The 20,253-nt window shown below is 74.4% G+C and carries 22 protein-coding genes; 9 read left to right on the top strand and 13 right to left on the bottom strand.

Going from position 1 to position 20,253, the window contains the following annotated elements; all coding sequences use genetic code 11:
• Window positions 1–20 precede the first annotated feature (20 nt).
• On the bottom strand, window positions 21–1,751 hold the full coding sequence (locus tag ABZX67_RS10700) for an MFS transporter (protein WP_355357051.1): 1,731 nt from the start codon (window positions 1,749–1,751) through the stop codon (window positions 21–23).
• A gap of 411 nt (window positions 1,752–2,162) precedes the next feature.
• On the opposite strand from ABZX67_RS10700, the gene ABZX67_RS10695 reads away from it, so the two are divergent.
• On the top strand, window positions 2,163–3,230 hold the full coding sequence (locus ABZX67_RS10695) for a phosphatase PAP2 family protein (RefSeq protein WP_355357049.1): 1,068 nt from the start codon (window positions 2,163–2,165) through the stop codon (window positions 3,228–3,230).
• Window positions 3,231–3,300: 70 nt separating this feature from the next.
• Here ABZX67_RS10695 and ABZX67_RS10690 read toward each other — a convergent pair whose 3' ends face one another.
• The 5 genes from ABZX67_RS10690 to ABZX67_RS10670 form a co-directional block, all read right to left on the bottom strand.
• Window positions 3,301–3,516: an I78 family peptidase inhibitor gene (locus tag ABZX67_RS10690; RefSeq protein WP_355357047.1), complete on the bottom strand. Its 216-nt coding sequence runs from the start codon at window positions 3,514–3,516 to the stop codon at window positions 3,301–3,303.
• Window positions 3,517–3,789: 273 nt separating this feature from the next.
• Window positions 3,790–4,584: a hypothetical protein gene (locus ABZX67_RS10685; protein ID WP_355357045.1), complete on the bottom strand. Its 795-nt coding sequence runs from the start codon at window positions 4,582–4,584 to the stop codon at window positions 3,790–3,792.
• The gene (locus ABZX67_RS10680; RefSeq protein ID WP_355357043.1) at window positions 4,581–5,864 is read right to left on the bottom strand and encodes a glycosyltransferase family 4 protein; all 1,284 of its coding nucleotides are present in this window, start codon (window positions 5,862–5,864) and stop codon (window positions 4,581–4,583) included. Before ABZX67_RS10680 ends, ABZX67_RS10685 begins: the two co-directional genes overlap by 4 nt.
• A 94-nt stretch (window positions 5,865–5,958) precedes the next feature.
• Window positions 5,959–7,275 (bottom strand): ABC transporter substrate-binding protein, encoded by a 1,317-nt coding sequence (locus tag ABZX67_RS10675; protein ID WP_355357041.1) that lies wholly within the window; start codon window positions 7,273–7,275, stop codon window positions 5,959–5,961.
• Window positions 7,250–7,789, bottom strand: a complete 540-nt coding sequence (locus tag ABZX67_RS10670) for a hypothetical protein (RefSeq protein ID WP_355357039.1) — start codon at window positions 7,787–7,789, stop codon at window positions 7,250–7,252. The genes ABZX67_RS10675 and ABZX67_RS10670 overlap by 26 nt, the downstream gene beginning before the upstream one ends.
• 92 nt (window positions 7,790–7,881) lie before the next feature.
• Here ABZX67_RS10670 and ABZX67_RS10665 point away from each other — a divergent pair, with 92 nt between their 5' ends.
• The 3 genes from ABZX67_RS10665 to ABZX67_RS10655 are packed head-to-tail and all read left to right on the top strand — an operon-like array spanning window position 7,882 to window position 11,552.
• A complete protein-coding gene (locus ABZX67_RS10665; protein WP_355357037.1) occupies window positions 7,882–8,286 on the top strand; it encodes a hypothetical protein in 405 nt (134 codons plus the stop codon).
• 3 nt (window positions 8,287–8,289) lie between these two features.
• A complete protein-coding gene (locus ABZX67_RS10660) occupies window positions 8,290–10,809 on the top strand; it encodes an ATP-binding cassette domain-containing protein (protein ID WP_355357035.1) in 2,520 nt (839 codons plus the stop codon).
• A complete protein-coding gene (locus ABZX67_RS10655; protein WP_355357033.1) occupies window positions 10,806–11,552 on the top strand; it encodes an ATP-binding cassette domain-containing protein in 747 nt (248 codons plus the stop codon). The genes ABZX67_RS10660 and ABZX67_RS10655 overlap by 4 nt, the downstream gene beginning before the upstream one ends.
• On the opposite strand, the gene ABZX67_RS10650 is transcribed toward ABZX67_RS10655, so the two are convergent.
• Window positions 11,494–12,063, bottom strand: a complete 570-nt coding sequence (locus tag ABZX67_RS10650; RefSeq protein ID WP_355357031.1) for a transglycosylase family protein — start codon at window positions 12,061–12,063, stop codon at window positions 11,494–11,496. The genes ABZX67_RS10655 and ABZX67_RS10650 overlap by 59 nt on opposite strands.
• Window positions 12,064–12,204: 141 nt before the next feature.
• Here ABZX67_RS10650 and ABZX67_RS10645 point away from each other — a divergent pair, with 141 nt between their 5' ends.
• Window positions 12,205–13,008: a hypothetical protein gene (locus ABZX67_RS10645; RefSeq protein ID WP_355357029.1), complete on the top strand. Its 804-nt coding sequence runs from the start codon at window positions 12,205–12,207 to the stop codon at window positions 13,006–13,008.
• A gap of 59 nt (window positions 13,009–13,067) precedes the next feature.
• Window positions 13,068–13,418: a hypothetical protein gene (locus tag ABZX67_RS10640; RefSeq protein ID WP_355357027.1), complete on the top strand. Its 351-nt coding sequence runs from the start codon at window positions 13,068–13,070 to the stop codon at window positions 13,416–13,418.
• A 77-nt stretch (window positions 13,419–13,495) separates the two neighbouring features.
• Here ABZX67_RS10640 and der read toward each other — a convergent pair whose 3' ends face one another.
• From der to aroH, 5 genes are all read right to left on the bottom strand, one after another.
• On the bottom strand, window positions 13,496–14,944 hold the full coding sequence (gene der, locus ABZX67_RS10635) for a ribosome biogenesis GTPase Der (RefSeq protein ID WP_355357025.1): 1,449 nt from the start codon (window positions 14,942–14,944) through the stop codon (window positions 13,496–13,498).
• A 60-nt stretch (window positions 14,945–15,004) separates the two neighbouring features.
• Window positions 15,005–15,685: a lysophospholipid acyltransferase family protein gene (locus ABZX67_RS10630; RefSeq protein ID WP_355357023.1), complete on the bottom strand. Its 681-nt coding sequence runs from the start codon at window positions 15,683–15,685 to the stop codon at window positions 15,005–15,007.
• Window positions 15,643–16,305 (bottom strand): (d)CMP kinase, encoded by a 663-nt coding sequence (cmk, locus tag ABZX67_RS10625; RefSeq protein ID WP_355357289.1) that lies wholly within the window; start codon window positions 16,303–16,305, stop codon window positions 15,643–15,645. Before cmk ends, ABZX67_RS10630 begins: the two co-directional genes overlap by 43 nt.
• Window positions 16,306–16,452: 147 nt before the next feature.
• On the bottom strand, window positions 16,453–17,538 hold the full coding sequence (locus ABZX67_RS10620) for a prephenate dehydrogenase (protein ID WP_355357021.1): 1,086 nt from the start codon (window positions 17,536–17,538) through the stop codon (window positions 16,453–16,455).
• Window positions 17,535–17,897: a chorismate mutase gene (gene aroH, locus ABZX67_RS10615; protein WP_355357019.1), complete on the bottom strand. Its 363-nt coding sequence runs from the start codon at window positions 17,895–17,897 to the stop codon at window positions 17,535–17,537. Before aroH ends, ABZX67_RS10620 begins: the two co-directional genes overlap by 4 nt.
• A 73-nt stretch (window positions 17,898–17,970) precedes the next feature.
• On the opposite strand from aroH, the gene ABZX67_RS10610 reads away from it, so the two are divergent.
• The 3 genes from ABZX67_RS10610 to ABZX67_RS10600 all read left to right on the top strand — a co-directional run bounded on the left by ABZX67_RS10610 (window position 17,971) and on the right by ABZX67_RS10600 (window position 19,566).
• Window positions 17,971–18,294, top strand: coding sequence for a DUF952 domain-containing protein (locus ABZX67_RS10610; protein ID WP_355357017.1), 324 nt, complete (start codon window positions 17,971–17,973; stop codon window positions 18,292–18,294).
• Between the two features lie 64 nt (window positions 18,295–18,358).
• Entirely contained in the window at window positions 18,359–18,769 is a 411-nt protein-coding gene (locus tag ABZX67_RS10605) for a Rieske (2Fe-2S) protein (protein WP_355357015.1), read from the top strand.
• 8 nt (window positions 18,770–18,777) lie between these two features.
• Window positions 18,778–19,566 (top strand): nucleotidyltransferase domain-containing protein, encoded by a 789-nt coding sequence (locus ABZX67_RS10600; RefSeq protein ID WP_355357013.1) that lies wholly within the window; start codon window positions 18,778–18,780, stop codon window positions 19,564–19,566.
• On the opposite strand, the gene ABZX67_RS10595 is transcribed toward ABZX67_RS10600, so the two are convergent.
• The gene (locus tag ABZX67_RS10595) at window positions 19,474–20,253 is read right to left on the bottom strand and encodes a nucleotidyltransferase domain-containing protein (protein WP_355357011.1); all 780 of its coding nucleotides are present in this window, start codon (window positions 20,251–20,253) and stop codon (window positions 19,474–19,476) included. The genes ABZX67_RS10600 and ABZX67_RS10595 overlap by 93 nt on opposite strands.

Below are 20,253 nucleotides of genomic sequence, written 5' to 3'. Positions count from 1 at the left end.
CCCCACCGCCCGGCGCGGGCTCAGTGTGCCGTACGCCCTGCCGTACGCCCCGACCTGGCCGGCTCCGCGGGCTCGCGCCGCGCGGGCACGTGCAGCAGCTCGCGTTCCTGGGACGGCGCCGGGCGCGCGCCGGGCACGGTGTCCGGCCGGGCCTCCGGCCCGGAGGCGGGCGCCGGCTCGGGCGCCACGCCGAGGCGGGCGTCGAGGTCCGCCTGAGACTCCATGGCGCGCGGCAGGCGCAGCGCCATCGCGGCGCCCGCGAGCAGCAGCCCCGCGCTGACGACGAGCGTGACGTGCAGGCCGTGCACGAACGAGTGCCGGGCGGCCGTGCGCAGCGCCTCGCCCGCCGCGCCGCCGAGCTGGGCGGCCACCTGGTACGCCTCGCCCAGGGAGTTCGCCGCCGCGGCGCCCGCGGGCTCGGGCACGCCCGGCACCCGTGCGAGGCCGGGGGCGTACGCGGCGTTCATGACGCTGCCGAGGAGCGCGATGCCCATGCCGGCGCCGAGCTGGTAGGAGGTCTCGCCGATGGCCGCCGCGCCACCCGCGCTGTGCGCCGGCGCCTCGCTGAGCATCGACTCGTACGCGCCGAAGAGCGTGGTCTGGAGGCCGAAGCCGAGCAGGACGAAGCCGGTCGTCAGCAGCAGCGGACGGTCGTGGTGCCCCATGAGCACCAGCAGCAGGACGGCGCCGGCCGTGAGGACGAAGCCCCAGCCGACCATCCGGCGCGGCCCGACGCGCCGCAGCGTGTACGAGCCGGTGGCCCCGGCGGCCATCGCGGCGAAGGTCAGCGGCAGCAGCCGCAGCCCCGTCTCGACCGGGCTGAGCTCCAGCACCAGCTGGAGGTACTGGACGGCGATCAGCTCCAGCCCAACCAGCGCCAGCATGGCCAGCACGATGCAGCCGACGGAGGTCGTGAAGGCGGCGCGGGAGAACATCCGCATGTCGATCAGCGGGTGGGGCCGCCGCTTCTGCCGCCGTACGAACAGCACCAGCAGCGCGGCGCCCACCAGCAGCGGGCCGACCGTCGCCGGGCTCAGCGGCGAGTCGTCGCCCGCGCCGAGCCGCTTGACGCCGAGGACCACGCCCATGACGCCGGCGGCCGCCATGAGCGCGCCGAGGACGTCCCAGGGGCCGTCGCCGCTGCCCTTCGACTCGGGCAGCAGCCAGCGGCCGACGGGCAGGATCACCGCCATCAGCGGGATGTTGATGAGGAAGACCGAGCCCCACCAGAAGTGCTCCAGCAGGAAGCCGCCGAGCACCGGCCCGGTCGCGGCGCCCACGGCGGCCACGGCGGTCCAGATGCCGATGGCGGTGGCGCGCTCGCGCCGGTCGGGGAAGACCGCGCGGAGGATCGACAGCGTCGCCGGCATGATCATGGCGCCGCCGATGCCCAGCAGGGCGCGCGCGGCGATCAGCACGTGCGGTGTCTCGGCGAACGCCGCGACCGCCGAGGCCACGCCGAACAGTCCGTAACCGGCCAGCAGGACCCTGCGCCGCCCGAGCCGGTCGCCGAGCGTGCCGAAGAGGATCAGCAGCGAGGCGCACACCAGCGGGTAGGCGTCCACGATCCACAGCAGCGCGGTGGAGCTGGGGCGCAGGTCCTCGGTGACGGCGGGGACGGCGACGTGCAGCACGGTCGCGTCGAGCGCGACGAGCAGCAGGCTGACGCAGAGGACGAACAGGACGACCCAGCGGTTGGCACCGCCGCCGGCGGCACGGAGCCGTGCCGAGGCCGTGGTCGTCCCGAGCATGTACGTACCTCCCACAGATGAATCCCTCGCGCTCGGTGGGCACTGGCCGGGGGGAGGGACGCCCCCGGGCGGCCCGGCATCGACGGGCGAGTGAGCCGTCAGCGTACGCGAGTCGGGGCGGGTGGCGCGTGGTCCACCTCTCACCGGGGCAGACGCGGGGGTGTGGCGTACGCCACTCGGGGCGCGGGGCGTGTCGGGGTGAATTCCGTGCGGCCGCACTCCCCGGGCTTTTCCACGCCACCCGAACGCGGTTCCTCCGGCAGCCTCGGCGGTAAATACGACACATGGTCCGAACGGTTTATGGATAAGCATGGAATAAGCAGGTGGCTGAGACACACTCCACATCACATCGTCATCACGAAGAGACCGGATCGGCCTGAACGGCCCCTCACTCGCTGTAACGTCGATTGGGTGCGTACCGACATCTTCGCCCGGCTGGACCGGGAGCCGGAACCGCCGAAGATTGAGATCCCGCGGATGAGCCGCACCCGTCTCGCCCTCTTCGGCGGGACGGCGGCGTTCTATCTCGCGATCGTGGTGGCCGTGCTCGTCTCGTCGTGGCTGGTGACCCTCGACTGGAAGGTCATGCTGTTCCGGCCGTATCAGCAGTGGCCGGAAGTGCACGCGACGCTCGACTACTTCGTGGTGCTCGGCCAGCGCGGCCCCACCGCGGTGATGGTGGCGTGCTGGCTGGGCTGGCGCTCCTGGCGCCAGCACACGCTGCGGCCGCTGCTGGTACTGGGCGCCGCGCTGCTGCTGCTGAACGTCACGGTCGGCGCGGTCAAGATCGGTCTGGGCAGGCTCGGGCCCCATTACGCGACGCAGATCGGCTCGGCCGAGCTGTTCGCGGGCGGCGATATATTCCCTTCCGGCCACACCGCCAACGCGGTGGTGACCTGGGGAATCCTCTCCTACCTGGCCACCACGCCGCGCGCCCGGCGCCATCTGTCGGCGCTGTCGGCCGTGGTCGCCCTCGGGGTCGGCCTGACCACCGTCTACCTCGGTACGCACTGGCTGAGCGATGTGCTGCTGGGCTGGGCCGCCGGCCTGCTGATCCTGCTGGCGCTGCCGTGGTGCGAGCCGCTGATCGCCCGCGCCGAGGCGATGATCCTCGGGGCCCGCGACCGGCTGCGCGCGTACCTGCGGGCTCGGCGCCGCCTGGTGCCGTCGGTGCCGGTGGCGGCGGGCGGGCCCCGGCCCGCGATGTACCCGCAGCGCGGAGGCGCGGCCGCGCCGGTCGACGAGGAGCCGGTCGCGGAGCCGGAGCCCGTGGGCGCGGGCGCGGGCGCGGAGCCGGTGGGCGCGGGCGCCGGTCCCTCCGGGGGCTCCGGCGGCGGCCGTACGGCGAGCGTGCGCGCCACGCTGGCCCAGCCGCGGCCGCACGCGGTGGTGCGCTCGGAGCGGACGCCGGTCACGCCCGTCGGCAGCCGCAGGCCGCCGCACGCGCGGCCGCACGACGGCCGCCTGACGGGCAACTGACACCCACGGACGACGAAGGCCCCGGCCGCACCAAGCGGCCGGGGCCTTCGTCGTCGGCGCGGACGGGCCGTCAGCCCACCCAGCAGCGGGTGACCGTGTGGTCGTCCACCTCGAAGTTGATCCGGCCCGCGAGGAACTCCATGGTGATGATCGAGCCGGGCGGCAGTGAGCGCACCGTGGTCCAGCCACGGGAGCGGGCCAGCTGCTCGGCGTCGCGCTCGTCGAGGCCCACGTAGGACTCGGGGGTGTCGTCGGGCTGTGCGGGAGGAGTCGGAATCGGTGCCATGCCCCTCACCGTAGGCGGCGCCGCACAGTGACGGAAGCCGAGCCGACCGGCCCCACCAGACACATGTCCCCCACCGGTCACGCTTGTGTCACAGAACCACGACACATGTTTGGGTGGAATTCTTCACCCCTCAGGATGCCGTTCCTGCCGGATTACGCCGGATTACGCACGCCGCCGCACCAGGCCGCGGAGCCGAATTCCGAGAGCCCCCGATTTTCCTTTCGGCATATCACCGGGAAATCGCCGCGCCACGGAATTGGGCCGCTTCGCGCGTCACGCCGTCACGCGCACGCACAAGGTGTTGTCGGTCGTGTAGCAGGGCGCCGCCCGGTAGCCCTCGGCCTGGTGCGCGGGGTAGACGAAGACGCTCTTGCGGTCCCAGACGTCGTCGAGGATCCGGGAGACGCGCACCGGCTCGGCGTCCGCGTCGGGGCGCAGCCACAGCTCCCACAGCAGCTCCCCGTCGGCCGGCCGGTCCTCGGCGAGCGGCTCGTAGGGCAGGGTGAAGACGAAGGCGCCCTTCTCGCCGGCGGCCGGGACCCGGTGGACCCGCTCCCCCAGCCGCGCCTCGGCGACCGCGCCGGGGCCGAGCCCGGCCCCGTACAGCGTCCCCTCGACCGTGCAGGCGCCCTCGCCGAAGGAGAGGTCGCCGGCCTCGGCGTGCGGGCCGCGTACCCAGCTGCGCACGGCGAGCCGCCCGTCGGCCGTCGGGTACGGGATGCGGACCGCGACCGGCCCCTCCTCGTCGGGGATCCGGTCGACGAGCGAGCGCAGGTCCCGGATGCCGGGCTCGACCGCCCGCTCCCCCAGGTACACGTCCCAGCGGCCCTCGGGGAGCTCCATGGTGCTGGGCAGCACGGCCCGCAGGTGGCCCGCGCTCGCCGGGGTGAGCGGCAGCCGGGCCTCGTCGGCCGGGCCGCCGGTGCCTCCGCGTCTGCGCAGGACCAGGGCCGGCTCGGCGGTGTCGACGACCGCGATGTCGAAGGTGATGCCGCCGGCGGCGTCCGCGACGCAGTCCGCGCGCGGCGGCTCGCCGGGCGCGGGGGCCGGGGTCGTGGCGTCGGTCATGCGGGCTTCCCCTTCCGGAGCACGTCGGCGGCCTTGTAGCGCACGGTGTACGCGGCGTCGAGGACGGCGCCGCGGGTGCGGTGCAGCGTGTCGCGCACCCGGCTGCGGGAGCGGCCGTTGGCGCCCCGGGCGACCAGCTCGGCGAAGATCGCCTCGTGGCGCTCGGCGATACGGGCCGGGTCGAAGCGCCGGGAGGCCGCCAGGGCGGCCTCGCCGGTGCGGCGGCGCAGCTCGTCGTCCTGGATGAGGGCGAGCAGCGCGCCGGCGATGGCGTCCACGTCGCCGACGGGCACGAGCCGTCCGTCGACGCCGTCCTCGATGATCTCGCCGGGGCCGTGCGGGCAGTCGGTGGAGACCACCGGCAGGCCGCAGCGCATCGCCTCGACGATGGTCATGCCGAAGGCTTCGAGGCGGGAGGTGACGGCGGCGATGGAGCCCTTGACCCACTCGGGCTCCAGCGGGTTCGCCGGGCCCATCAGGTAGACGTGGTTGTGCAGGCCGCGCTCGTCGATGAGGGCGCGCAGCGCGCTCTTCTCGTTGCCGGTCGCGTCGCCGGAGCCGTAGATCCGCAGCCGCCAGTCGGGGCGGGCGGCGACCACCTTCGCGAACGCCTCGACCAGCACGTCGTACCGCTTGACCCGGGTGAGCCGGCCGGCCGCGACGACCCACTTGGCCGTGGTGTCGGCGGGCTCCACGGATGGGGCCGGGACGCTGTTGGGCACGGCGTCGATGCGTACACCCGGCAGCTTGAGCGTGGCCCGGTAGGAGCGGGCGTCGGCCTCGGTGACGGTGGTGACGGCGTCGAGCAGGGCGTAGCGGTGGCCGATCTCGCGGCGCAGCCGGTAGCCGTGGCTGTCGAGGGTGAGGTGTTCCTGGCCGACGCGCACCGCTCCGCGGCGGGTCTGGCGCGCGATGTGCACGTTGAGGCCGGGGCGGGTGCCGACGACGACGTCGGCCTCCAGGGCCTTCAGGTGGGCGGCGATGCGGGCGTCGGTGAGGCGGCTGTACTGCTTCCAGCGGCCGTCGCCGCGCGGGAAGACCTTGGCGGGCCGCTTGTAGTCGGGGTGGTCGCCGTCGTACGTGGGGCTCTTCTTGCGCAGGTCGACCAGGTGCTTCATGGTCACGCCGGCGGGGGCGCCCAGCGTCGGCTCCTCGCGGTGGCGGAAGACGGACACGATCTCGACGTCGTGCCGCTCGGCCAGGGCCGCGGCGAGGTTGAACGTCGTACGGATGGTGCCGCCGATCCCGTACGCGTTGTGGAGCAGGAATGAGATGTGCATCGCGTGGCCGCGTCCCCCAGGTCCAGCAGTTCTCGGATGGTCGTCAGGCATGGACTGTACTTGGGATTGAGGACGCGGTTTTCGGCGCGCGGGTTCAGGGCCGGTAGCCGAGCTGGGGGACGGTGGCGCAGTTGCGGTACATGTCACCGCCCTGGGTGACCCAGCCGCGGCCGTCCCGCCAGCGGGCGACGGACAGGCAGGTGCGGCTGGTCTTCGGGGGTTCGGGCAGCCGCGTGAAGACGGCGGGCAGGAGCAGTCCGCGCGCGGTGTACCCCTCGGGCCGGTTGAGGAACCGCTCGACGCACGCCCGCGTGAGGCCCGCTTCGGCCCGGGTGCACGACTCGGCCGCGTCCGTGAACCACATGGCGGCGGCCCACCCCTCCAGCGCCCACTGGGAGAGCGGCCGGTCCCCCATGGCGTCGCGGAACTCCCGTACGGCCGGGTGGGACGTCTCGTCGTGGTTGCGGCTGGCGCCGGTCGCCCACAGGGCGTTGCGGCAGCGCGGGGCGTCCTTGAAGTCGCGCGGCACGCCCTCGTTCCAGTTCTGGACGTTGGTGACCTTGGCGGTGACGCGTACGCCGACGGCGTCCATCGCCTCGCACAGCTGCGCGTTGCCGTGCGTGTCCAGGGCGTCGAAGACGACGTCGACGCCCTGTTCGCGCAGGTCGGCGGCGACGGCCCGGTAGTTGGGCAGCGCGAAGTCGACCTGCTCGCTGACGACCCGGTACCCCTCGGTCCGCAGGCCCCGCTCCACGTACGCGGCGTACCGCGCGGAGGAGGCCTGGTTGTACGCGACGACGGCCGCGGTGCGGGCGCCGAGCTCGCGCTTGAACCAGCGGTAGACCTCGGTGCCGCCGTACAGGACGCCGTCCCAGCCGGGCTCGTCGCCGGTGCGCGGGGCGGCGCTGCCGTAGATGCCGTACAGGTGCGGATGGGTGTCGTACGCCGGGCCGATGGGCTGGCCGCCGATGTCGGGGACGCCTGCGGCGGCGACGCGCGCGGCGCCCGCGTAGTCGAAGGCGGTGGTGGCGACGAGCGCGAAGACCTTGGCCTCGTCGACGAGTTCGTGGACGCACTCGTTGTTGCCGCCGCCGCTGCCGCCGTCGTCGCAGGTGAGCACCTCGACGCGGCGGCCGTCGAGGCCGCCGCGCGCGTTGAGGGCGTCGAAGTACGCCCGGGCGCCGTCGCGCGGCCCGGTGAACGCGGCGCCGCCGACGGGGCTGGTGGCACTGGTGATGATGCCGACGCGCAGCGGCGGGCCTTCCTCGGGCGTAGTCGTCGCGGGGGCGGGGCGCCGGGCGGTGAAGTCGCTCTCCGGCAGGCGGCTGCCGCAGGCGGCGCTCAGCAGCAGGGCGAACAGCAGGAGCGCCGCCGCCAGCGGGGATTCAGCAACCCGGCACGGCTGTCGCATCGGGGCTGAGCTTGACCAGCGCGCACAGCGTCTTCACGGACACCTTCCAGGTGTCCTGCTGCTGCACGGCGGTGCCCTTGGAGTTGGACAGCGCCGGAGTGCCGCCGACCAGCAGGTCGTAGGTGACGTCGGCCTCGGTCGCCGAGGTGAAGGCGACGTCGTCGACGCTCGCGGACGTCTGCGCGGCCTGCGGGTTGGCCGAGAACGCCTCCAGGACGGGCCGCATCCGGTCGCCGTTCTCCAGCAGCTTGACCTTCTCGTCGACCGGCGTCTTCGGGTTGAAGAAGGCCGCCCAGTTCTTCTCGATCTGCTGCCGGGCCGCGGTCGGGTCCGCGGGCTGGTCGCCCGCCGGCGAGGTCGCCGTCGCGGTCGGGGTCGGGGACCTCCCCGCATCACCGTTGCCGTTGCCGTCACCGCAGGCCGCGGCGGTCGGTACCAGGACCAGGACCGCGGCGGCCGCGAGGGCCGAGGTGCGGGGATGCTTGCGAAGACTCGTGCGCGTGGTGGGGACCATATGGCTCACCGCCGGTTTCCGGGTCTGTGCCTTTTTTGTCCTTCTTGGGCATAGTGCAAGGAATCGCCCTCTCTCGCCAGCGGAGGCCCGGGATGCCGACAGCGCGATCGCCGTGGTGGGGCGGGGCCGTGGCCGTCGCCGCGGGCGTGGTGCTGTGCGTGGTGGGCTGGTACGGGGTGTCGGGCGAGCGGTTCGCGGAACGGCAGATCCCGTACCTGGCGTCGTGCACCGTCCCGGGGGCGGCGCTGATCGTGGCAGGCGCGGTGCTGCTGGGCGGGCCCGGCCCGCGGCGCGTCACGCGGGGAGGCACAGACCGCGCCCCCGAGGAGCCCCCGGCCACGGTGGACCGGCCCTCCTCGGACGCTCCGCCGCTGCGGGTCCCGGGCGGGACGCTGGCCCACCGCCCGGACTGCCCCCTGGTGGCGGGCCGGGCGGACGCGGTCCCGGTCGGGGACGCGCGGCTGGAGCCCTGCCCGGTGTGCGATCCCGAGAGCTGACCCGTGTCCTCGCTGACGTACGAACTCTTCCTCGCCGGCCTCGCGGTCGGCGGCGCGGCGGCCCTGACCGGCATCGGCCTGATCGTCACGTACCGGGCGACCGGCGTGCTGAACCTCGCGCACGGCGCGGTCGCCATGGTCTGCGCGTACGTGCTGCGCCAGCTGGTGGTCGAGTGGGGCTGGCCGGTGCCGCTCGCCGCGTGCGTGACGCTGCTGCTGGTCGGCCCCGGCATCGGCCTGGTCCTCGACCGGGTGGTGTTCCGCCCGGCGGCGGTGCTCGGCTCGGACCCGGCGACGACGCTGGTGGCCTCGATCGGCGTGTTCGTGCTGCTCGTCGGCGCGGCCGCGCTGATGTGGGGCGGCGGGGCGCGGGACGACGCGCCGGTGCTGCTGGGCGACGACCCGTGGCTGCACCTCGGGGCGGCCGTCCTGCTGGCGGTGGCGGTGGGGGCGGCGACCCGCTGGACGCGGCTGGGGCGGGAGCTGCGGGCGGTGGTCGACAACCGGGAGCTGGCGGCGCTGGGCGGCATCGACACGGACCGGATGTCGGCGGTGGGGTGGGCGTTCGGGTCGTTCACGGCGGGCCTGACGGGCGTGCTGCTCGCGCCGTACGTACGGCTCGACCCGTACGGGCTGCCGCTGCTGGTCGTCGAGGTGATCGCGGTGGCGGTGGTGGCCCGGATGCGGAGCCTGCCGGTGGCGGTGCTGACCGCGCTGGCCGTCGGGGTCGGGCAGGCGCAGCTGACCCGCTTCCACCCCGTGGGCTGGTCCGGGCCGTTGGTCCAGGCCGTCGCCACGAACCTCTTCGTGGTCGCCCTGCTGGTCGCCGCGCTGGCCCTGCCGGGCGTGGGGGCGCGGGACGCCCTGCCGCGCGCCTCGACGGCGGGGGCGCGGGTGCCGCCGGGGGTGTGGGGGGTGGCGGCCGTGCTGTTCCTGCTGCCGCTCGGCTTCGCGGGCACGGACCTGCACACGGCGATCCAGGTCCCGGCGCTCGCCGTGATCCTGCTGTCCCTGGTGGTCGTCACCGGCCGGGGCGGCCAGATCTCGCTGGGCCAGGCGGCGTACGCGGGCCTGGGCGCGCTGTTCACGGCGCTGCTGGCGGCGGGCCGCTTCCCGGGCCTGCCCCGGCTGCCGGAGCTCACCGCGCTGGTGGTGGCCGTGGTGCTGGTCGCCCCGCTGGGCCTGCTCACGGGGTGGCCGGCGATCCGCCGCCGCGGGCTCACCCTGGCGCTGGCGACGCTGGCGGTCGGCGTGGCGGTGAGCCGCTTCGTCTTCGCGCAGCCGTACGCGACGGCGGGCCTGGCCCCGGCGCGCCCGGCGGGCTTCGCCTCGGACCGCGCCTACTACGCCCTGGAGCTGGTGCTCCTGGCGTCCGCCCTGCTCCTGGTCGCCGCCATGCGCCGGGGCCGTACGGGCAGGGCGCTGGCCGCGCTGCGCGACCACGAGGCGGGCGCGTCGGCCGCGGGTGTGCCGGCCGGCGCCCTGAAGGTCCTCGCCTTCGTGGCGGGCGCGGCCCTCGCGGCCCTGGGCGGCGGGCTGCTGGGCATGGGCCTGCGGGCCTTCGACCCGGCGGCGTACGACCCGGTGCGGGGCCTGCTCTGGTTCGCGGCCGTCCTGGTCCTGGGCGCGGACAGCCTCCTCTCCCCGCTGGCCGCTGCGGCTCTCCTGGTGGGCCTGGACGCGGGTGCCCGCGGCGGCGCGGCGGCGGCCCTCATCGGCCTCCTGGCCGCCCTGACGTCCCGCGTCCCCCCGCTGATGTCGCTGCTCCCGTCCGCGCCCCGCCGCAAGGCGCCACCCACCGCCGGCCTACGGTCCCTGACGCGAGGCCCCGTACCCGGGCCCGCGCGGGGCCACCGCGAGCAACCACTCCCGACAGAGGTTCGCGGCGTGGAGGCCCACCACCTCACCCTCCGTTACCCCGCCGGCCTCACCGCTCTCGACCGCGTCACCCTGCGCCTTCCGCCCGGCCGCCTCACCGCCCTCGTGGGGCCCAACGGCGCGGGCAAGAGCACCCTCTTCCACTGCCTGGCCGGCACCGCGCGCCCCACCGCCGGCCGCGTCACCCTCGACGGCGTCGACATCACCACGCGCCCCGCCCACGCCCGCACCCGCCTGGGCATCGCCCGGACGTTCCAGGAGCTCGCGGTCTTCGCGTCGCTCACCGTCGAGGAGAACGTGCGCGTCGGCGCGGAACACGGCCGCGTCCGCGACCCCCGCCACGTCGAGCGGGTGCTGCGCCTGCTGGGCCTCACCGCCGTGCGGGACCTGCCGGCCGCCGGCCTGGCGACCGGCACCCTGCGCCGCGTCGAGGTGGCGCGCGCCCTCGCGGGGCGGCCGCACACGCTGCTGCTGGACGAGCCCGCCGCGGGGCTCGACGCCGCCGAGACCGCCGCACTCGCCCGCGTACTGAAGGCGCTGGCGGCCGACGGCATGGCGGTCCTCGTCGTCGAACACGACCTCGACCTGGTCGCGGACATCGCGGACACGGTCCACGTCATGGAGGCGGGGCGGATCGTGTCATGAGCATCGAGATGGAACTCCGCGCCGCCCGCGTGCGCTACGGCCCTTTGGAAGCCCTGCACGGCGTCGACCTGCCCGTCCCCGCCGCCGCCCTCACCGTGCTCCTCGGCCGCAACGGCTCCGGCCGTACGACCGCGCTGCGCGCCCTCGCCGGCACGGTTCCGCTCTCCGCCGGGCGCGTCCTGTGGCGCGGCGCCGACGTCACCCGCCTGCGCGCCCACGACCGCGCGCGCCGCGGCCTGTGCTTCGTGCCGGACCGGCGCGCCGTGTACCCGGGCCTCACCGTCGCCGAGAACCTCGGGCTCGCCGCCCACCACCCCACGGCCGCGCCCGCCCTCGACGCGTACCCGGAGCTGCGCCCGCTGCTCGACCGCCGCGCCGGTACGCTCTCGGGCGGCGAACAGCGGATGCTCGCCCTCTCCCGCGTGGTGCTGTCGGGCGCCCGTGTCGTCCTCGTCGACGAACCGGCCCTCGGTCTGTCCCCGCCGGTCGCGGCGCGCACGTACACCTTGCTCGCGGAACTGGCGCGCACGGCCGCCGTCGTCGTGGCCGAGCAGCGCCTCCCGCCCGGCCTGCCGCCGGGCACACTCGTCCACGGACTGCGCCGCGGCGCGATCGCCTTCAGCGGTGAGGCGTCGGAGCTCACACCGGAAGGGCTCACGCCAGAAGGGCTCACACCGGAAGGGCTCACACCGGGAGGGACAGCATCATCCCCGGACGGATCCGGTTCGGATCGGTCCCGATGACGGTCTGGTTCGCCTGGTGCAGCGCCTTCCAGCCGCCCTTCACCTTGAACCGCCGCGCGACGGCGGACAGCGTGTCCCCGGGCTGGACCACGTGCGCGCGTCCGGACAGCCCGTACCGCTTGGAGCAGACCGGCCAGGCGCCCCAGCCCTGCCACCGGAGCACCTCCTCCGCGACCGTGATCTGCTGCTGACGGCTCGCCAGGTCGGCGCGCGGGGCGTACTTCAGCCCGCCGTACGCCTCCCAGGTGGACTGCTTGAACTGCAGCCCGCCGTAGTAGCCGTTGCCGGTGTTGATGTGCCAGCGGCCGCCGCTCTCGCACTCGGCGACGCAGCCCCAGGGCCACTGGTCGGTGGCGCAGTCGGCGAGCGGGTACGCGGGCCCCGGCCCGGGCCTGGGCGGCGGCGGATGGTGGCCGGCCGCCCCGGTGTCGGCGCCGGCGACACCGGCACCCTGCATGAGCAGCACCGCCGCCGGCACGACGACCGACGGCCAGAAACGGTTCTTCAGCACCGGCCCACGCTAGGCACCACCCCGCCCCGCACCCGCGCCGCCGCGCGCGTGACCCCGGCCCCGGTTCACCCGTTGAGCTCTTCATGAGACGAGCCGGGAACCGCCCGGCCTCGAACCGCACACCACTCCGAGGAGCCACCCGTGCCGCGCATGCTCGACGTCAGCGAGGACGTACGCGCCGAGATCGGCGATGAGGAAGCCGACCGGCTGCTCGCCGGCGAGAACGCCCCGGGCAGCTACGACTGCACCTCCTGCCGCACCCCGGGCGACTCCGAGCAGGAACGCACGAGCACCGTGCTGTTCGTCGGCGAGGAGACCGCCGTCCTCGCCTTCGCCCATGCCACCTGCATCCCCTCCCAGGTCGTCAAGGTCGCCGAGGAGCAGCTCCAGGGCGCCGTCCGGTCCATCACCGGCAGCCCGGCCGCCGCCGCCCCCGCCCCCTCCATCCCGGCGCAGTCCCCGGCCGCCGGCGAGCAGGCGGTCCTGGGCGTCACCAGCGGCCTCGTCCTGATCGACGGCGAGCTGCACCCGGCGCTGGTCGTCGAACCGACCGCGCCCATCGCCCGCCCCGGTTCCACCGCCGGCGTCGACGAGTTCCTGCCGCTGCTGATGGAGCACGGCTTCCTCCCGGTCACCGACGTCAACCAGAAGCCGAGCCCGCTGCACGGCTGGTCGGTGCTGCTCGCCATGGGCCAGCTGCACGCCATCCTCCAGCCGGGTACGGTCGGGGGCAGCCCGGTCGCCTGGTGGCAGGCGCACCAGCCGCTCCAGGTCACGGAGGGCTGGCGGGCCGCGGCGAACAAGTCGCACACGGTCCTCGTCTTCGCCGCGCCGGTCGGCTCCATCGGCCAGCAGCCGCGCGAGGACCTGCTGCGCGACGCGCTGGAGAAGGCCTCGGCCGACGGGCGCCTGGTGGCCGCCGCGCTGCCGCTGGCGGGCACGTGACGGCGAGGCGCGTCACGGCGAGGCCGCATCCGACGGGCGGCGAGGTCGTTGGCACCTACGTGCACGCATACGAACCCTCCCGCTACGAGTCGTCCCGCTACGAGTCCTCCCGTCAGCCGTACCACCAGATCCCCGCGATGCGCCCGGCGCAGGACGGCATGTCCGGCGCCTCGGCCACGCCGATCTACGACGCGCTGTACTCCGAGTACCTGAGGACGTTCAGGACGCTGCCGGGCGACCGCAGCGGCGAGGAGGATCTGGGCTTCCGGTCCTTCGCCGCCGTGGCGGGCGCGCACCGCCCGGTGAGCGCGACCACGACCACGACCGCGTACCCGGGGGTGTGGCAGCGCCAGCATCCCCCGGTCCACGTCCCGGCGGCGCTGCCACCGGCGCGCAGGGGCGGCCTGTGACCCGGTGAGACACACCGACGACGGCGGGGCCGGAGCGAGATCTCTCGCTCCGGCCCCGCCGTCGTCATGTCAGCCGGTCACTTCTTGCGGCCGCGCTTCTCGCGCACCCGCACCGAGATGTGGATCGGCGTGCCCTCGAAGCCGAACTCCTCGCGCAGGCGCCGCTCGACGAAGCGCCGGTAGCCGTGCTCCAGGAAGCCGGAGGCGAAGAGCACGAACCGGGGCGGCTTGGTGCCCGCCTGCGTACCGAACAGGATGCGGGGCTGCTTGCCGCCGCGGATCGGGTGGGGGTGGGCCGCGACGAGCTCGCCGAGGAAGGCGTTCAGCCTGCCGGTCGGCACGCGGGTCTCCCAGCCGGCCAGCGCCGTCTCGATCGCCGGGACCAGCCGGTCCATGTGGCGGCCGGTGCGGGCGGAGACGTTGACGCGCGGGGCCCAGGAGACCTGCTGCATCTCGGTCTCGATCTCGCGCTCGAGGTAGTAGCGGCGCTCCTCGTCGAGGTCGTCCCACTTGTTGTACGCGATGACGAGGGCGCGGCCCGCCTCGACGGCCATGGTGATGATCCGCTGGTCCTGGACGGAGATGGACTCGGTGGTGTCGATCAGGACGACGGCCACCTCGGCCTTCTCCACGGCGGCGGCGGTACGCAGCGAGGCGTAGTAGTCCGCGCCCTCCTGGAGGTGGACCTTCTTGCGGATACCGGCGGTGTCCACGAACTTCCAGGTCGTGCCGCCGAGCTCGATCAGCTCGTCGACCGGGTCGCGGGTGGTGCCGGCCATCTCGTTGACGACCACCCGCTCCTCGCCCGCGAGCTTGTTGAGCAGGGACGACTTGCCGACGTTCGGGCGGCCGATGAGCGCGATGCGGCGCGGGCCGCCGACAGCGGCGCCGAAGGTCTGCTCCGGGGCCTCCGGCAGCGCCTTCAGCACCTCGTCCAGCAGGTCGCCGGTGCCGCGGCCGTGCAGCGCGGAGACCGGGAACGGCTCGCCGAGGCCCAGGGACCACAGCATGGCGGCGTCGGCCTCGGCGGAGGGGCCGTCGACCTTGTTGGCGGCGAGGACGACGGGCTTTCCGGCCCGGCGCAGCAGCTTGACGACGGCCTCGTCGGTGTCGGTGGCGCCCACGGTGGCGTCCACGACGAAGACGACGGCGTCGGCGGCCTCGATGGCGTACTCGGCCTGGGCGGCGACGGAGGCGTCGATGCCGAGGACGTCCTGCTCCCAGCCGCCGGTGTCGACGACCTTGAAGCGGCGGCCGGCCCACTCGGCCTCGTACGTGACGCGGTCGCGGGTGACGCCGGGCTTGTCCTCGACGACGGCCTCGCGGCGGCCGATGATGCGGTTCACGAGGGTCGACTTGCCGACGTTCGGCCGGCCGACGACGGCGAGGACCGGGAGCGGGCCGTGCCCGGCCTCCTCGATCGCGCCTTCGACGTCCTCGATGTCGAAGCCCTCTTCGGCGGCGAGCTCCATGAACTCCGCGTACTCGGTGTCGCCGAGTGCCCCGTGGTCGTGCTGGTCGTTCATGAAGTCCGTTCCTCGTTCATCATCATCGGCGGATCGAGTGATCCGCTACTCAAGTCTCGCTCAGCGGCCGGTGAGGCGCTTGGCGTTTTCCAGGTGGGCGGTGAGCCGCTCCTGGATGCGTACGGTGGCGTCGTCCAGCGCCTTGCGGGTGCGGCGGCCACCGGGCTCCCCCGCCTCGAAGGCGTCGCCGAAGACGACGTCGACGCGGCTGCGCAGGGGCGGCAGCGCCTTTATCAACCGTCCGCGGCGCTCGGTGCTTCCCAGCACGGCGACCGGGACGATCGGCGCGCCGCTGCGCACCGCGAAGTACGCCAGTCCGGCGCGCAGCGAGGCGAAGTCGCCCTCGCCGCGGGTGCCCTCCGGGAAGATGCCGAGCACGCCGCCGCCACCCAGCACCTCCAGGGCGCCGGTGATGGCGGTGCGGTCGGGCACCGAGCGGTCCACCTTCAGCTGCCCGATGCCCTCCAGGAACGGGCCGAGAGGCCCGACGAAGGCCTCCTTCTTGATCAGGAAGTGCACGGGCCGGGGTGCGGTGCCCATGAGCATGGGGCCGTCGAGGTTGTGCGCGTGGTTGACGGCGAGGATCACGGGCCCGGAGGCCGGGACGCGCCAGGCGCCGAGGACGCGCGGCTTCCACAGCCCGTACATCAGGCCGATGCCGATGCCCCGGCCGACCGCGGCGCCCTTCTCGGAAGGGGTCACTTGGCGGCTCGCTTCTCCTCGATCAGCGTGACGACGCACTCGATGACCTGCTGGAGGGTGAGCTCGGTGGTGTCGACCTCGACCGCGTCGTCCGCCTTGGCGAGCGGGGAGGTCTTGCGGCTGGAGTCGGCCGCGTCCCGCTGGATGAGCGCCTCGCGGGTGGCGTGGACGTCGGCGCCCTTGAGCTCGCCGGAGCGGCGGGCGGCGCGGGCCTCGGGGGACGCCGTCAGGAAGATCTTGAGGTCGGCGTCCGGGAGGACGGTCGTGCCGATGTCGCGGCCCTCGACGACGATGCCCTCCACGGCGCTCGCCGCGATGGTGCGCTGGAGCTCGGTGATCCGGGCGCGCACCTCGGGGACCGCGCTGACGGCGCTGACCTTGGAGGTGACCTCCTGGGTGCGGATGGGCCCGGAGGCGTCCACGCCGTCGACGGTGATGGTGGGGTGGGACGGGTCGGTCCCGGAGACGATGGTGGGCTTGCCGGCGGCCGAGGCGATGGCCTCGGGGTCGTCGGTGTCCACGCCGTTGCTGATCATCCACCAGGTGATCGCGCGGTACTGCGCGCCGGTGTCCAGGTAGCTGAGCCCCAGCTTGGCGGCGACCGCCTTGGAGGTGCTCGACTTGCCCGTGCCGGAGGGCCCGTCGATGGCGACGATCACGGTTTCCACGGTGTCGGACACCTTCCTGGTACGCGGGAGAGGGGCCGGCCGGTTGCCAAGGGGCCCGGCACAAGGTTACCGACTGCGGGCCGGACCCCTTGCACCCGTTCGGACGACCCCCGGCCGGGGCCCCTCCACCACCCCGGCTTACGGCCGCAGCCCCCAGCCCCGCTCCCGCAGGGCCGCCGCCAGGACCGGGGCCGCCTTCGGCTCCACCATCAGCTGGATGAGACCCGCCTGCTGCCCCGTGGCGTGCTCGATGCGGACGTCCTCGATGTTCACGCCCGCCCGGCCCGCGTCGGCGAAGATCCGGGCCAGCTCGCCCGGCTGGTCGCTGAGCAGGACCGCCACCGTCTCGTAGGCCACCGGGCCGCCGCCGTGCTTGCCCGGGACGCGGGCGCGGCCCGCGTTGCCGCGGCGCAGGACGTCCTCGACGCCGCTCGCGCCGTCGCGGCGCTTGTCGTCGTCGGCGGACTGGAGCGAGCGCAGGGCCTGGACCGTCTCCTCCAGGTCTGCGGCGACGCCCGCGAGGACGTCGGCGACCGGGCCCGGGTTCGCCGAGAGGATCTCGACCCACATGCGGGGGTCGGACGCCGCGATGCGCGTCACGTCCCGGATGCCCTGCCCGCAGAGCCGTACCGCCGTCTCGTCGGCGTCCGCGAGCCGGGCCGCGACCATCGACGAGACCAGCTGCGGGGTGTGGGAGACGAGCGCGACGGCCCGGTCGTGGGCGTCCGCGTCCATGACGACCGGCACGGCCCGGCACAGCGCGACGAGCTCCAGCGCCAGGTTCAGCACCTCGGTGTCGGTGTCGCGGGTGGGCGTCAGCACCCAGGGGCGGCCCTCGAAGAGGTCGGCGGTCGCGGCCATCGGCCCCGACTGCTCCTTGCCGGACATCGGGTGCGTACCGATGTACGCCGTCAGGTCGAGGCCCATCTCCTCCAGCTCCCGCTTCGGCCCGCCCTTGACGCTGCCCACGTCCAGGTACGCGCGGGCCACCCCGCGGCGCATCGCGTCGGCGAGCGTGGCGGCGATGTGCGCCGGCGGTACGGCGACGACGGCGAGGTCGACCGGGCCCTCGGGGGGCTCGTCGGTGCCGGCGCCGCGCGCCGCGGCGGTGCGCGCGCGGGCCGGGTCGTGGTCCACGAGGTGGACGGTGACGCCACGCCCGGTCAGGGCGAGGGCGGCCGAGGTGCCGATCAGGCCGGTTCCGATGACGAGTGCGGTTCTCACTGGGCGATGTCCTTGCGCAGGGCGGCCGCGGCACCGAGGTACACGTGCGCGACGGCGGATTTGGGCAGAGCGGTCTCGACGTGCGCGAGCAGCCGCACGACCCGGGGCATGGCGCCGTCGACGTCCAGCTCCTGCGCGCAGATGAGCGGTACGTCCACGATGCCGAGCTCGCGCACCGCGGCGGCGGGGAAGTCGCTGTGCAGGTCGGGCGTGGCCGTGAACCAGATGCTGATCAGGTCGTCCGTGGTGAGGCCGTTGCGCTCCAGTACGGCGGTGAGCAGCTCGCCGACCTGGTCCCGCATGTGCCCGGCGTCGTCCCGCTCCAGCTGGACGGCCCCTCGGACCGCTCGTACCGCCACGTCCCGCTCCTTCGTCGGCTTGGGTGCTGCTGCTGATCAGCCTAGTCAGCCGCGGTGGGTTAGAACTGTGCGCATGCTCTTTCACGTGGTTCCCCTCGACCGGTGGTCCGCCGATCCGGAGGGGCCGTACGCGCCCGCATCCCTCGCCGACGAGGGGTTCGTGCACTGCTCGCCGGACGAGGCGGCCGCGCTCGCCATCGCCGACGCGCACTACCGGGACGCGGAGGGCCCGCTGCTGGTGCTGCGGATCGACGAGGAGCGGCTGTCGTCGGAGGTCCGCTGGGAGGGCGGGTTCCCGCATGTGTACGGGCCGGTCGATCGCGCCGCCGTGACCGGGGTCCTGGAGGTACGCCGGGACGCGGACGGCACCGCCACGGGGCTGCTCCCCCGGGCGTAACGCGCGGCCCGGACCACCGCGCGGCTCCCTCGTGCGCTGCGCTCCGGGCGTCAGGATGGTCCGCATGGACCCAGCCGCCACGCCCCGCCGTACCGTTCTGGCCGCCCCGGCCGCCCTGCTCACCGCCTGCGGCGGCGGGGGCGACGGCCCCGCGGACGGTGACCCCACGGACGGCGGGTCGCCGGCCGGGGACGCGCTCGCGAGGACCACGGACATCCCGGTCGGCGGCGGCCGGGTCTTCGCCGACCGGCAGGTCGTGGTGACCCAGCCGGAGGAGGGCGAGTTCAGGGCCTTCTCGGCGATCTGCACGCATCAGCGCTGCACGGTCGGCTCGGTCGCGAACGGTGTCATCCGCTGTCCCTGCCACGGCAGCACCTTCCGCGTCGAGGACGCGTCGGTCGTGACCGGTCCGGCCACGAGGCCGCTGCCGCCCCGGGAGATTTCGGTGTCGGAGGGCACCATCCGGCTGGGATGATCGCGGTCATGACACCGCTGCCCCCTCCGACCCCGCCGACCCCCGAAGACCTGGTGCGCGACCACACCGTCTACTCCTGCGTCATGGGGTCGCGCGCCTTCGGGCTGGCCACGGACGGCAGCGACACCGACCGGCGCGGTGTGTTCCTGGCACCCACGGCGCTCCAGTGGCGCTTCGCCAAGCCGCCCACGCACGTAGAGGGCCCGGCGGAGGAGCAGTTCAGCTGGGAGCTGGAGCGCTTCTGCGAGCTCGCGCTCCGCGCCAACCCGAACATCCTGGAGTGCCTGCACTCCCCGCTCGTCGAGCACGTCGACGACACCGGCCGCGAACTGCTGTCGCTGCGCCGCGCGTTCCTCTCCCGCCAGGCCCACCAGACGTTCGTGCGGTACGCGGTGGCCCAGCGCAAGAAGCTGGACGCGGACGTCCGCCGCCACGGGGCCCCGCGCTGGAAGCACGCCATGCACCTGCTGCGGCTCGTGACGAGCTGCCGCGACCTGCTGCGCACGGGCGAGCTGGTCCTCGACGTCGGCGACGCCCGCGAGCGCCTGTTGGCGGTCAAGCGCGGCGAGGTGCCGTGGCCGGAGGTGGAGGCGTGGATGGCGCGCCTGGCGGCGGAGGCGGACGACGCCGCGGCGAGGTCCCCGCTCCCGGCGGAGCCGGACCGCCGGGCCGTGGAGGACTTCCTGTTCCGCACCCGCCGGGCCTCAGCCCTCCGGGCGCTCGAGACGCTCCAGGCGGGCCCGTACGACGAAGTCGTGGAGCGCGTCGTACGCGGCGGGGGCGGGCCCGTCCGGTAGCGCCGACGCCGCCTGCGCCTCGTCCAGCACGGCGTGCAGGGCCTCCACGTCCGCGCGTACCCGCTCGGTGTCCACGCCGGTGGCGAGACCGTGCTCGGCGTCGGACTTGGCGGCGATGAGCTCGGCCACGTACTCCGGCGCGGGCACCGACCCGAGGAGCGTCGGCAGGTGGGCCACCACCTCGCCCGTACGCATCAGGTGGATGCCGGTCAGCAGCACCCGGAAGGTGTACAGCAGCGGCTTGAGCTCCCCGTTCTTCTCGAACAGCCGCCACTGGGTGGCGGCGAACCCACGGTAGTGGTGCGCGTGGTGGGTGGTGAGCACACCCGGCGCGAGCGCGGCCAGCTCGGCGTGCGCGTCCGTGGTGTGGGCCACCAACGGCGACAGCAGCTGCTCCAGTACGTAGCCGTTGCGCCGCAGCATGAGCCGGACGAACTTGCGCAGGTCGTGCGTGACGAGGTCCATCTCGACCCCGTCGGCCTCCCACATCCGGGACCGGGTCTCCTCGGGCTCGCGCAGCCCGATCATCGCGTCGACCGGCAGCAGGTGCACCCCGCGCAGGTCCACGTCCGAGTCCAGGGACGGGAAGCCGTACAGGTGCGCGCCGGAGACGGTCGCGAAGAGCAGCGGATCGGGCTGTTCGGCGACGACGGAGGCCAGGTCGGGAAGGTCCACGAGGTGCGTCAT

Source organism: Streptomyces sp. NPDC003036 (genome assembly GCF_040611175.1).
GTDB lineage: Bacteria > Actinomycetota > Actinomycetes > Streptomycetales > Streptomycetaceae > Streptomyces.
The sequence above is the reverse complement of the archived record's forward strand: the minus strand, read 5'-3'. Positions and strand labels throughout refer to the sequence as shown.